This window comes from Exiguobacterium sp. s161, assembly GCF_018619045.1.
In the GTDB taxonomy this organism is placed as follows: Bacteria; Bacillota; Bacilli; order Exiguobacteriales; family Exiguobacteriaceae; genus Exiguobacterium_A; species Exiguobacterium_A indicum.
Map to the genome: position 1 here is coordinate 47,349 of NZ_JACSNH010000002.1, position 13,405 is coordinate 60,753.

The following is a 13,405-nucleotide window of genomic DNA, read 5'->3' on the forward strand; positions in this document are numbered from 1 at the left end:
TTGTTGATTCTGTTCGCAATCAGATTGGCTTATCAAAGTTTGGTTTTTTATCCATGCCCCACGTAAAGATCTGTGCCCGTGTATGGCGATTCGGATCGTACAGAGGATCACCCTCGATTTCAGTGTAGGTCCGTGCATGATACACAATGACATCTTTTCCCTGTTCATCTACTGTAAAGCTATTGTGCCCTGGTCCATATTGACCAACTTCTTCATTCGTCGCAAATACGGGAGACGATGATTTTTCCCAAGCATCCGGATTCAATAGGTCTGCGTCTTCTGAGGCACTCAACATACCCATGCAATAATTCTCATCCGTTGCACTAGCAGAATACGTAATGAAGATTTGTCCATGGCGCTTCAAGACTGCCGGTCCTTCGTTCACCAGAAAGCCCTTTGTCTCCCAATCAAGCTCTGGCTTCGTCAACATGACTTGTGGCTTTTGAATGGTCCATGGATTCTTTAAAGTTGCAATATATAAGTTCGAGTTTCCTTCAATGGAAGGATCTTTTTGTGCCCACACTAAGTAATGAACGTCTTGATGTTCGAAGACGGTCGCGTCAAGAGCAAATGAATCCCACTGCGTTTTTATTTGTCCGCGTTCTAACCATTCGCCTTCTAGAGGATTATCCGAACTATTCTCTAAAACGAACATCCGATGATCAAAGAGTCCGTTTACAATCTCGCGTGACTTCGCAGCCGCAAAATAAAGATACCATTTCCCATGAATACGATGTAATTCGGGTGCCCAAATCAGATCACTCATAGGGCCAGTTTCTGGTTTAATCCATGCTGTCACCGCTTCTGCATCCCTTAGTTCATGGAGAGATCTAGCACGACGCAATTCGATTCGATCGTATTCAGGAACAGACGCTGTAAAATAATAATAACCGTCAGAATGCAGATACACCCATGGATCTGCCCGTTGCTCTAAAACAAGATTTCGATCCTCTGTCTGGTTCATCGTGTGACCTCCTCGTTGACCATCCTGTTTTCATAAATAGGCACATCTCCCTGCCAAGAAAATGGTCGTACATACGTATGACGATTCGGATCCCATAATGGATCCCCTTCGATTTCTCTATAGTTCCGTGCATGATAAACAATCATATCGGTCCCATCTGCGAGTGTCGTGAAACTGTTATGACCTGGTCCGTATTCACGGATTGACTCATTCGTCGTAAGAACGGGTTGCGGGTGTTTTTCCCAATGAGTAGCATCTAACACATCCTCTTTTTCATTGATACGAAGGAAACCTACACAATAATTATGATCCGTCGCGCTTGCTGAAAACGTGACATATATATAACCATTTCGCTTTAAGACAGCAGGTCCTTCGTTTACAAGAAAGCCGACTTTTTCCCAAGCATATTCCGGTGTCGCAATCATCGTTTGCGGTCCTGTCAATGTCCAAGGATTCTCCATTTCAGAAATATAGAGATTCGAGTTTCCTTCAATTTTTGGATCTTTCTGAGCCCAGATGTAATATAACCGGTTTTCATGCTCGAACGTTGTCGCATCGAGGGCGAATGATTCTTGCCATGTCTTGATTTGTCCTTTTTCCGTCCATTGACCTTCCAGCGGATTGGCTGAACTATTTTCGAGAACGTACATGCGATGATCAAAAATAGCATCTTCACGTGCCGCCGCGAAATAAAGGTACCATTTCCCTTGAATGTGATGTAATTCTGGTGCCCAAATGTTAGCGCTCATGATTCCGGTCGAGCGCTTCTGCCATACGACTTTTTCTTCTGCTTTAGTCAACTCCTTGATCGTCTGAGCACGACGCAGCGGAATACCGCTAAAGTCAGGTAAGGACGCCGTAAAGTAGTAATAGCCATCTGTATGCCGCATGATCCATGGATCCGCGCGTTGTCCTATGATTGGATTTACGATTGTCTCTGTCATAATGAACGCTCCTCTGTTTCAAAGTGGCTCGTCTGTAAGCTCATCTGTTTTAACAGCGTGTGTCTCTCTCGAAGACGATATGCTTCTCTCTTGCTACTCGATAGAAGAAGAGACGAAATACCGATTTCCTCTGGCTGAAGAGGCGCTTGTAACGAATTAAAAATGGACTCCAACTTCTGCCTTGTTGGCATTTGAGTGACCCAATCACCTAGCTCCTTTGGTACATCAGGTTGTTCTTGGATCATCGTTCTATAAGTATCGATAAGTTCCATCGTCGCAATCGCTACTTTTGTACCGTGTAAGACGGCTGGACGGTCATGCGTTAAGAAATCCATCTCCCAATAATGAGAGAGGTGGTGTTCTCCACCAGATGCAGGATGTGAATGCCCAAAAATCAACATCGCAATTCCTGATAAAATCAATGAATCCATCAGTTGATCCAAACCTTCCGCTTTTTCTGCATAGATATCTGGTAGAGCTTTTACACAATCGGATAAAGCAATTTCTGTCAATCGAGCAACTACAGGACAAAAGGGTTCTTGTCCATCAAAAGCACCAAAACGCCAATCCAGTAAGGAAGTGTACTTCCCAAGCATATCCCCGACACCTGCTGCTATTAACGCCCGAGGTGCATCACGGATAATGTCACTTGAGATGAATACGGCAATTGGTGAGACGAGCTGATAAGTGATTTTTTTCCCTCTTATAATTAAGGGAGCTCCTTTCGAAGTAAACCCGTCCACCGAAGGAGCGGTCGGAACAGACAGAAATGGGATTTTTGCTTTCGCAGCACAAAACCGCGTCACATCATGAATCGTCCCTGCTCCGAGTGCAATCAACGCATCCACACTATCGTCCAACTCGAGCATTACTTGTACAACTGATAGTTCATCAGCTAAAACGTCCCCTTGCCTGTTCGGCGAGAGCGTGACTATTGATACGTCAATTCCTACTGTCATTAATGCTTTCTTCAGTGGAGAATAACCGACCATCTGCGTATTGACATCACCAATGACGAGGAGGTGCCGCCACTCCTTTTGCTGCACAAACTCGACCACTGATTGCCATACTTTTTCAGAGGCGCTGATTTGTTCAATCGTAATGGGGTAATGTAGATTTCCACACGAACAAGTAGCAACCTGCTTTTGTATCTGTTCGAGGTTCATCGACTGACTCCTTTCCCAACGCGATATTCCGTTTCCCAGTGATACGTCTCTCCTGCTAATAATCGAATGGATGAAAAATTACTGTGATGAACGGCGTCCGGAAGATGTTGCGGCTCGAGACAAACACCATAATATTTTCGAGAGCGTCCCTCACGTAAGATCGTTTCTTCATTCATCTGGTTTCCTGAATAGAGCACAAGAGCTGGTGCAGTCGTAGACAACATCAAGGAACGCTTACTTTCAGGATCGTACAGCGTCGCTTTTCGTTGGTCGTCGAATAAAAATGGATGATCATAACCATTGACGAGTTGATTTTGTGGATGGCTTGAAGTTGGACCATCTCCTAGCATTCGTCCTGATTGGAAGTCAAAAGGGGTCTGATCGACATCCAATAGGCGTCCTGTAGGAATCAAATCATCTCGCAGCTCAGCAAATTGATTAGCCGGTAACGTCAATTCATGTCCTAAAATATCACGACTTCCACCACTTAGATTAAAGTACGTATGATTTGTCATATCGCATACCGTATCCGTGTCACTGATTGCCTCATACGTAATTTTGACACCGTCAGCTAACAATTCAAACGATGCTCTGACATCGAGTGTACCCTTATAGCCATTCTCACCATCAGGACTTAAATACCGAAGAACGAGATGAGTATTGGATACGTCTTCCATTTTCCAGAATTGACAGTGGAGACCGTCTCCCCCGTGAAGATGATGCTTGCCTTCGTTTTGAGGCAGATGGTACGTTGCACCGTCCATATCGAATGTCCCGTCCTCGATTCGACCAGCGACACGTCCGACAGTCGCTCCCAAGTAATACGTGTCTGTCTTGTATTCTTCAACCGTATCGTATGACAAAATGAGATTTTTCCATCCCTCATCTTGAATCGAAAACTCTTGCAGGGTTGCTCCATATGTCAAAATGCGTAAACGACACATATCGTTCTCGAGCGTAAACGCCGTCTGATCTACTACTTCTTGTCGCTCCATCTCAAGTCGCTCCTTTTTCACCAAACCTTCACCGGGCAATGCTTTGTTGCAAGGCGTGCCCGGTAAGAGACATAGCACCCGCACTTCAAACAGGTATCGTCCTGATAAAACGGACAGACTGCACATTGACGAAGACGTTCCTGATACTCAGCGTCCGTGACTTGCGGCATGACTTCCGCGTCGATGGTTAATAACCAATCAGTGTCTACTTTTGTCGGTGGACAAGTACGACACTGTCTTGTCTCGACGACTTTCATCTTAGCGAACCGCCACTGTGATGACGCTCATCGCCGGAACATCCATGATGAGCTTTCCGTCTTCTGTCACCTGGACCTCATGATCACGCGGCGCAACCACATCTGGTTGTTCAAACGTGTTATGGGCATTGAGATGATCTGCTGTTAAAATACGTGCCGATACGTTAGAAATCGTCCCCATTCCCCGCAAATCAATTTCTACTTTATCGCTATTTTGATGATCAAGCTGGCAGAGGCTAATGTGCAATACACCATCAGCATCGCGAGAAGCTGTCGCGTTTACAGAAGGAATCGATTCTTCTTTAGCTACATAGTCACGCGTGATGGCTGCTAGCTCGACTCGTTCAGCATCTTGGTGAACGCGATACATCTCAAAGACATGGTACGTTGGCGTAAGAATGAACTGGTCACCCTCCGTTAAGATCATTGCTTGAAGCACATTGACCATTTGTGCGATGTTCGCCATGTGAACGCGGTCATTATGCTTATGGAAGATATTGAAGTGAATTGCTGCGACAAGTGCATCTCGGATCGAGTTTTGTTGATACAAGAAGCCTGGATTTGTTCCTGGTTCAACGTCGAACCACGTTCCCCATTCATCAACAATGAGACCGACGCGCTTTTCTGGATCATACTGGTCCATGATTTGCCCATGCTTTGTGATCAGTTCATCCATGTAATAAGCACGTTTTAGGGTGATGAACCATTCATCTTCCGTAAAATCTAACGCTGATCCCTTACCTAACCAAAAATCGCCCGGAATCGTATAATAGTGCAGACTAAGACCATCCATCATCGTACCCGCTTCACGCATGAGAACTTCAGTCCATTTGTAATCATCAATGTTTGCACCACCAGCAATCTTATAGAGTTGATTGCCATCATAATTGCGGACATATGTCTGATAGCGACGATATAGATCGGCGTAATACTCCGGACGCATATTCCCTCCGCAACCCCAGTTCTCGTTACCAACACCGAAATACTTAAGCGACCACGGCTCTGTACGGCCATTCTCCTGACGCCAGTTCGCCATCGGTGATTCTCCATTGAACGTCATATATTCGACCCATTCAGACATTTCTTGGACGGTCCCACTTCCAACGTTTCCACAAATATAAGGCTCACACTCTAGTAATTCACAAAGGCGCATAAATTCATGGGTTCCGAAATGATTGTTTTCGACGACGCCACCCCAATGTGTATTGACCATCCGCTTTCGGTTATCATTTGGTCCAATACCATCTTTCCAATGATACTCGTCTGCAAAGCATCCACCCGGCCATCGTAAAACCGGAATGTTCAATTTCTTCAATGCTGTCAATACATCGTTCCGAATGCCATCTGTATTCGGTATGGATGATTCTGGACCAACCCAAAGCCCTTCATAAATACAACGTCCAAGGTGTTCCGCAAAGTGCCCATAGATATGCTTACTGATTTTACCTTTCGGTAAATCTACATTGACGATTAGTTGTGTTGCAGCTTCTTTTGTATTTAGTGTTGATGTGACGAGTTGGTTATTCATAGTATCTCCTCCAAGAAAAGGGACCTAGGAAGGTCCCTATAAATTATGGTCGATAGTACAGTTCATTCCAACGTAACTCGTTATTAAATCGAACCGTCTCCGTTTCTTTATCGATGACAGCAATTTCAATGTTCAGAAGTTCTGCGAAGTCGCGTAGTTGTTCAGTTGTCACTTCATAGGAGTAACAAGTATGGTGCGCTCCCCCGGCTTGGATCCAGTTTTCGACAGCTTGAGCCATCGATGGTTCTGTTTTCCATAGAACACGTGCCACAGGAAGATTCGGCATTGCTTCATCCGGTTGGATGCCCTCGACTGTGTTTACCAAGAGACGGAAGCGATGTCCTAAATCAATCAAACTAGCGTTCAATGCCTTGCCATTCTGTCCTTCGAATACCATCCGCGCTGGCGCTTCACGATCTCCGATTCCGAGAGGATGTACCTCGATTCTAGGCTTATCGACCGCAATGGTCGGACAGATTTCGAGCATATGCGCCCCTAAGACCATTTCGTTGCCTGGTTCAAAGTGATAAGTATAATCTTCCATGAAAGATGTCCGTTCGTTGCTCGCCATGATTTTCATAAGACGAACAAGCGCTGCGGTTTTCCAGTCTCCTTCTCCAGCAAACCCGTACCCTTGCTCCATCAATCGTTGAACGGCTAGCCCAGGTAGTTGCTTGATGCCATGTAGGTCTTCGAAGGTTGTCGTGAAGGCAGTGTATCCACCAGCTTCAAGAAAAGCCTTCATGCCGAGTTCGATGCGACCTTGATAGCGAACCGATTCCTGGAATGCTTCTTCTTCCATTCCAGTATTCGTCACTTCATACTGCGTGCGATATTCTTCCATCAAGTCATCTAAATCTGACTCCGATACCGCATTCATGTAGGTGACGAGATCGCCGACACCATACCCATCAACCGTCCAGCCCAGTTGAATCTGCGCTTCGACTTTGTCACCTTCTGTCACTGCTACATTCCGCATGTTGTCACCGAATCGCGCGACTTTTAAGTTCTTACTTTCCGCTAACGCATGCGCTACATTCATCCAAGATGACATCTTTTGACGTGTGAGTTCATCTTCCCAATGACCGACGAGCACTTTTCGCTTCACGTTCATTCGACTTGTGATAAAACCATGTTCACGATCACCATGCGCCGACTGATTGAGGTTCATGAAATCCATATCGATCGCATCCCACGGGATGTCACGATTGAACTGTGTCCCAAAATGGAGCAATGGTTTTTGTAAGACACGCATCCCACTAATCCACATTTTCGATGGTGAGAAGGTATGCATCCATGTGATCACACCGGCACAGGCATCATCAGCATTCGCCCGCAACATCATCTGCCGAATTTCTTCTGCATTTTTGACGACTCCCTTGTAAACAATTCGATCCCGGAAGACGTCCGCTGCATCTAATCCTGAGACCATCTCTTTTGAATGTGTTTCGACTTGACGAATTACCTCCTCACCGTAGAGCATCTGGCTTCCTGTCACGAACCAAAATTCGTGTGTGTTTGCTGTCAACATTTAAAATCCCCCTCATCTAGCTATGTGCACCTATCATTTCTGACCGTAGTAGGCGTTTGCTCCGTGTTTGCGCAAGTAGTGTTTATCTAAGATGCTTTGTTTGATGGGTGCTAATCCTGGATTCAGATTCAAGGCATGAATACCCATCTTGGCTACTTCCTCAAGTACGACTGCATTATGCACGGCTTCATCCGCATGCTTCCCCCAACAAAAAGGTGCATGATTTGCGACCAGCACACCTGGTACAGCAACAGCTTCCAAGTGTAGTTCGTTCAACGTCTCAATGATGACGTTTCCGGTTTCTAGCTCGTACGCCGTCTCGATTTCTTCATCAGATAGTTCACGTGTACACGGAATTTCTCCATAAAAGTAGTCGGCATGTGTCGTTCCGAATGCAGGAATTGCTCGTTTTGCTTGCGCCCAGCTTGTCGCCCAAGGGGAATGCGTATGGACAATGCCTCCAATCTCAGGCAGAGCGCGATACAAAGCCAAATGTGTTGGCGTATCAGAAGATGGACGTAGATCACCCTCGACAACATTGCCTTCTAAATCGACTACGACTAAATCATCTATCGTCAAAGCGTCATAGGGGACACCACTCGGTTTGATAACGACTAAACCCGCATTTCGATCAATCCCACTGACGTTTCCCCACGTAAAGGTGACTAAGTCATGTTTTGGCAATGCTAGGTTCGCTTCAAGCACTTCTTCTTTTAATTGACGACTCACCATACAGGTTCTCCCTTCTGACGCGACGCTTCAGCTTTGATTTTCTTTAATCGCTTCATCACATCGTTTTCTCCACGACCGAAATAATCGTATAGTTTCGCATACTCAGCGAACAGCGCCTCATACACTTCAACGTTTTCTGGAATCGGAAGATATGTTTTTTCTTTTACACGTCCCATCTTCGTCGCTGCTTCCGTGATGGTGGCATAACCGCCTCGTTCTGCTCCTGCGGCTACGGCACCGAACATGGCAGATCCTAAAGCGGGGGTTTGAGAAGAGGCTGAAATCTTGATTTCCATGTTTAGAACGTCAGCATAAATCTGCATCATCAAGGCATTCTTCTCCGCAATTCCTCCTGCAGCGTATACTTCGTGGACGGGAACACCGCTTGTGCGGAACGCTTCGACAATCGTTCGCGTGCCATAGGCCGTCGCTTCAATCAATGCGCGGTAGATATCTTCTGGTTTTGTCAGTAATGTTGCACCTAGAAGTACACCCGTCAGATTTGTATCCACTAGTGTAGAACGATTTCCGTTCCACCAATCAAGGGCGATCAATCCATGTTCACCGACGCGTTGCATTGTTGCCTTATCGGTCAATAATTGATGCGTACTAACTCCTTGAAGAGTTGCTTCTTGCAAATAGTCACTTGGTACACAGTTTTCGATGAACCATTCAAAATGATCTCCGACACAGGACTGACCAGCTTCGTACCCCATATACCCTGGTAAGACTCCGTCTTCGACGATTCCGCACATACCGGGTACGACCTGCTCCTCTTCACCAAGCAGGATATGACAAGTAGAGGTTCCCATCACCATCAACAACTTACCGGGTTCCGTGATTCCAACGGCAGGTACTGCAACATGCGCATCAACATTTCCTACTGCAACGGCAGTTCCCGGAAGGAGACCGATTCGTTCTGCAAAGGATATCGTTAATTCTCCTGCTTTGGCCCCGATTGGTTCGATGTCATTGGAAAGCTTCTCTTCAACTACGTTCTCAAGTCGTGGATCTAACGCTTTAAAAAACTCATTTGAAGGATAGCCTTCCTGTTTGTGCCAGATCGCTTTATAGCCAGCCGTACAACTATTGCGTACCACTTTTCCAGTCAATTGAGAAACGACCCAATCCGTCGCCTCTAAAATTTCGTGAGCAGCCTCGTAAATGGAGGGTGCTTCGTTTAGAATTTGCCAGACTTTTGGAATCATCCATTCGGATGAGATTTTCCCGCCGTAACGCTTTAAAAAAGGTTCTTCGCGTTCAGTCGCAATACGGTTCAAAGCGTCTGCCTCGTCTTGAGCCGCATGATGCTTCCACAACTTCACATAGCTATGCGGATTATGTTGATACTCTTCATGGAAGCACAACGGATTTAAATCGGCATCGATCGGTAGAATCGTACAAGCTGTAAAATCGATGCCGAGCCCGATGACTTGTTCTTTCGTGATACCTGCCTCTTTGACAACTGCCGGGATCGTCATTTCCAGGACCTCTAAATAATCACGCGGATGTTGGAGTGCCCAGTCATGTTCAAGCCGTGTTTTTCCATCAGGCAAAAATTGATCCATCACTCCATGTGTGTATGGTTTGACTGCAGTCGCCACTTCGTGACCTGTTTCGACGTCAATCAAGACGGCTCTACCTGATTGCGTGCCATAATCAATTCCGATTGTATATTTCGACATTTCATCACCCTACTCCCAAAAAGAATACGCTTACATTTCAGAAGAAAAAATAAAGTGTGTGGGCACTCTCTTGTTTTCATCCGGACAAATAATCAAAATCCATGCAGAAAATTTAAATAAACAATAAATTTGTACGTATAACTTACACTATGATTGTATCAATTATTTAGGAATATGCAATCATTTTTCAGAAAAATACGCATTTTTTGACGTTTTTTTCTATCTATCAGATGATCAACCTTCTTTAATACATTCATTTGTCCGTACAAATGATGGGTTCAACGTCTTTTTGCCCAAACTGCTGTTCCATCCTTACTTAGACCTGTCATGATGATCGTTGATTTCCAATTTTCCCAATCCCATGCTGCACCAACCTGTAACTCGTATGTCTCCTGTCCTATGCGTAATTCAAGGATGCTTCCCTTTAGTTGCCATGAACCCTTCTTACCCAAAAGACTGCCATCCTTTTGCAACTTTAGCTTTCTTGATTGTTGCTGACCGTCATCAAAGCGCGGGAAAGCAATGATCTCCCATTCTCCAACGATCTGCTCTTTTTGAACATTGATTTTCTTTTCACCTGCGTAGCGTTCGGGCGAAACCACTGGCCATCCATCTTTTGTCCAATACACTTTCCTCACCTGCAATTGCGACCAGTAGATATCTTCGCTTGGTCGAGCTTGATGAATAATAAAGGTATCTTTTCCATCCTGTAAAAATGCAGAATGACCAGTCCCCACATATCCCTCGTCTCCTTCAAAACGATAGGAGCCAACAATTTTTACACCAGTATCAAAAGATTCATTTGAAGTATCACGCAAATCACGACCACGTGAATCAACATAAGGTCCATTGATTGATTTCGAGCGCCCAATCCTTACATTATACGAATCTTCTAGCCAACCGTATGAAACCATCAAGTAGTAGTAACCTGTCTTTGCGTTAAAAAGAATTTCTGGGCCTTCAATTCCCATCGTCATATCTTTTCGCTTAGCCAGTAACTCCCCTTCTGATGACTTTTTCATCAGCTTTCCTGTATTCGGATTGATTTCCGTCAAGAAGATACCGCCAAAATAGGAACCATACGTCATCCACCATTTCCCCGTTTTATCTTGGAGCACATGAGGATCAATCGCGTTGAATGATTTTCCATCTCCTTCTTTTGAGGCGATGACGACTCCCTGATCGTGCCATGGACCCTCAATATTTGAAGCGCTCGCCATTCCAATATACGAGGTACGACTCCCGACTTTTGAGACAGAATAGTAAAGGTAGAATGTATCCTTGATCTTCGTAATAGAAGGGGCCCAAAACGTATTTCCTCCTGTCCATTTGAATGCTTCTTGAGAGACTTCGTCAAATACACGTCCTGTAAATTGCCAGTTAATGAGATCGTTTGATTTTCGAATCTGAATGCCCGGTGTCGGTGGACCTCCTACCATATAATCTGTCGAGAACACATAATAGGTATTACCTTCTTTTATAATCGCTCCGTCATGCGCAAAGTTTGTAGTCCATTTCTTTTCTTGATTCAAAATATCAGGTTGTACGTCTGCTACTTCCTTATCGAATGGCGCTTTCGGTAAATCCAAATCTTCGAGAGACGCATTCGTCGACCACCAAAAAAAAGAGCACCCTGCGATGAACAAGACAATGATTCCCATACTGATATTTTTCATATTGTTTTTTCCTCCTTTAATCACAAACACCCGCCTTTACTTAAGACGGGTGTTTCATTTTTTCGTTACAAATCAACCTTTAACGCCAGAAATGGCAATCGATTCGATGATTTGTTTTTGAAAGATCATGAAGACGATCAGCATTGGTAATAAGGCGACAACAGACGCAGCCATGATTAATGGATAATCACTTTGAATAGCATAGGATGCATTAAAGTTGGCGATGACCAATTGCAGGGTTTGTTTTTCGGGAGAATTGAGATAAAGAATCGGACCGAGATAATCGTTCCAAATCGCCATGAACCATAAAATCAATTGTGCAGCTACAGCGGGCTTGATCAATGGAAAGACGATTTTATAAAAGATTTGAAAATAGGAACAACCGTCAATTTTAGCCGCTTCGATGATCGAATTCGGAATACTGTTCAAAAATTGACGTAAGAAGAAAATCATGAAGATATTCCCGAACAAACCAGGTACGATCAACGGAAGAAGGGTATCGACCCACCCGATTTCCGAGAACATCATAAACTGCGGAATCATCAGGACAGGATACGGAATCATGACAGATGCGAACAAAAGAAGAAAGATTTTATTTTTTCCTCTGAAATTCAACTTAGCGAACGCGAATGCCGCAAGACTCGAGGTGAACGTTCCAACGATCGTTACAGATAACGCGACGATCAGACTGTTTGATATACCAGACAACAGCGGACCCATATTCCAAATCTCCATATACTTATTGAACGATATGTCTGTGGGAATCCAAACCGGTGGAAGGGAAAACACTTCATCTTTTGACTTCAGAGAGGTCGATACCATCCACAATAAGGGTGCGATCATGACGATTGCACCCATCGTCAGAAAGATGAAGACGAATATATCAGTAATTCGATCTTTTTTCTTCACGGACATCGTCTCTACTTTTTCTTTTTTACGGGTAAGGGCTAACTGCATGGTCATTCTCCTTTCTAAGGTATGAATGTCTCAATCCAAGTCAAATGATGATTTTTCGTTCATACGGAATTGGAACAAGGTAACGATGAAAATGAAAAGACCGAGAACGAGCGCCATTGCTGAAGCGTAGCCCAGCTGGAAGTTCCCGAAGGATTTTTGCCAAATGTAGAAGACGGCAGAAGCAGAGGAATACTCCGGTCCCCCTGTTGGTGTCATGACGTTGATTTCCGTAAAGATTTGCGCCCCACCAATAATATTCGTCACGATGATGAAGAAGGTGACCGGTTTAACCATTGGGAGCGTAATATACCAAAAACAGTGCCACGCATTCGCCCCATCTAATTTTGCTGCTTCATAATACGAACGCGGTACACTCTGCAAGGCTGCCAAATACAAGAGCATCGTATAGCCAAGACCTTTCCAAATCGCCATAACGATCAATGCCGGCTTAACGGTATTGGCATTTTGGAGCCAGTTCGGACCATCAATACCAATCAAGTCCAAGAACTGATTCACCAAACCATAATCACCGTTATATGCCCACTGCCACAAAATCGAGACAGCCGCGATGGAAGAGATAACGGGAATGTAATAGATGACGCGGAACGTATTAGTACCAAAAATCCCTCGATTCAACGCGAGGGCAAGGAGAAGTGCTAATACGATGCCAATTGGAATTCCGATCATCATGAACAGCGTGTTGTACATGGCTTTATAAAAATACTCATCTTGAAACACATTAATAAAATTTTCTAGTCCGATGAACTTCATTTGTCCGAGTCCGTTCCAGTTCGTAAATGCACCATAGAAGGAATACATTAACGGAATTAACGCAAATAGAAAGAACCCAATCACCGGAGCCGCAACGAATAGATAGGCATACCGTTGCTCCGTACGATATAACTTGGAAATTGGTTTTGTCTTCATTGTATTCCATCCTTTCTACGCTAGAGATTCAGGTGGCAACTTA

At 44.6% G+C, this 13,405-nt stretch carries 12 protein-coding genes; all 12 read right to left on the reverse strand.

The annotated features are described in order from the left end of the window. Positions 1 to 19: 19 nt before the first annotated feature. The 12 genes from KNQ14_RS07750 to KNQ14_RS07805 all read right to left on the reverse strand — a co-directional run bounded on the left by KNQ14_RS07750 (position 20) and on the right by KNQ14_RS07805 (position 13,362). On the reverse strand, positions 20 to 964 hold the full coding sequence (locus KNQ14_RS07750) for a glycoside hydrolase family 43 protein (protein WP_214860505.1): 945 nt from the start codon (positions 962 to 964) through the stop codon (positions 20 to 22). Next, positions 961 to 1,908 carry a glycoside hydrolase family 43 protein gene (locus KNQ14_RS07755; RefSeq protein WP_214860507.1) on the reverse strand — a complete coding sequence of 316 codons (948 nt, stop codon included), beginning with the start codon at positions 1,906 to 1,908 and terminating at the stop codon, positions 961 to 963. The genes KNQ14_RS07750 and KNQ14_RS07755 overlap by 4 nt, the downstream gene beginning before the upstream one ends. Beyond that, positions 1,905 to 3,074 (reverse strand): sn-glycerol-1-phosphate dehydrogenase, encoded by a 1,170-nt coding sequence (locus KNQ14_RS07760; protein WP_214860508.1) that lies wholly within the window; start codon positions 3,072 to 3,074, stop codon positions 1,905 to 1,907. The genes KNQ14_RS07755 and KNQ14_RS07760 overlap by 4 nt, the downstream gene beginning before the upstream one ends. Continuing rightward, positions 3,071 to 4,069 (reverse strand): aldose epimerase family protein, encoded by a 999-nt coding sequence (locus KNQ14_RS07765; RefSeq protein ID WP_214860509.1) that lies wholly within the window; start codon positions 4,067 to 4,069, stop codon positions 3,071 to 3,073. The genes KNQ14_RS07760 and KNQ14_RS07765 overlap by 4 nt, the downstream gene beginning before the upstream one ends. Before the next feature lie 17 nt (positions 4,070 to 4,086). Then, entirely contained in the window at positions 4,087 to 4,326 is a 240-nt protein-coding gene (locus KNQ14_RS07770) for a DUF6171 family protein (RefSeq protein WP_214860510.1), read from the reverse strand. 1 nt (position 4,327) lies between these two features. Further along, positions 4,328 to 5,854, reverse strand: coding sequence for an alpha-N-arabinofuranosidase (locus tag KNQ14_RS07775; protein WP_214860511.1), 1,527 nt, complete (start codon positions 5,852 to 5,854; stop codon positions 4,328 to 4,330). A 43-nt stretch (positions 5,855 to 5,897) separates the two neighbouring features. Next, the gene (gene araA, locus KNQ14_RS07780; RefSeq protein WP_214860512.1) at positions 5,898 to 7,385 is read right to left on the reverse strand and encodes an L-arabinose isomerase; all 1,488 of its coding nucleotides are present in this window, start codon (positions 7,383 to 7,385) and stop codon (positions 5,898 to 5,900) included. 33 nt (positions 7,386 to 7,418) lie between these two features. Then, positions 7,419 to 8,117: an L-ribulose-5-phosphate 4-epimerase gene (gene araD / locus KNQ14_RS07785; protein WP_047395665.1), complete on the reverse strand. Its 699-nt coding sequence runs from the start codon at positions 8,115 to 8,117 to the stop codon at positions 7,419 to 7,421. Then, positions 8,111 to 9,802 (reverse strand): ribulokinase, encoded by a 1,692-nt coding sequence (gene araB, locus KNQ14_RS07790; RefSeq protein ID WP_214860514.1) that lies wholly within the window; start codon positions 9,800 to 9,802, stop codon positions 8,111 to 8,113. Before araB ends, araD begins: the two co-directional genes overlap by 7 nt. A gap of 278 nt (positions 9,803 to 10,080) precedes the next feature. After that, on the reverse strand, positions 10,081 to 11,478 hold the full coding sequence (locus KNQ14_RS07795; RefSeq protein ID WP_214860516.1) for an arabinan endo-1,5-alpha-L-arabinosidase: 1,398 nt from the start codon (positions 11,476 to 11,478) through the stop codon (positions 10,081 to 10,083). A gap of 72 nt (positions 11,479 to 11,550) precedes the next feature. After that, a complete protein-coding gene (locus KNQ14_RS07800; RefSeq protein ID WP_082478680.1) occupies positions 11,551 to 12,393 on the reverse strand; it encodes a carbohydrate ABC transporter permease in 843 nt (280 codons plus the stop codon). Positions 12,394 to 12,465: 72 nt separating this feature from the next. Further along, a complete protein-coding gene (locus KNQ14_RS07805; protein ID WP_214804756.1) occupies positions 12,466 to 13,362 on the reverse strand; it encodes a carbohydrate ABC transporter permease in 897 nt (298 codons plus the stop codon). Positions 13,363 to 13,405: the final 43 nt, after the last annotated feature.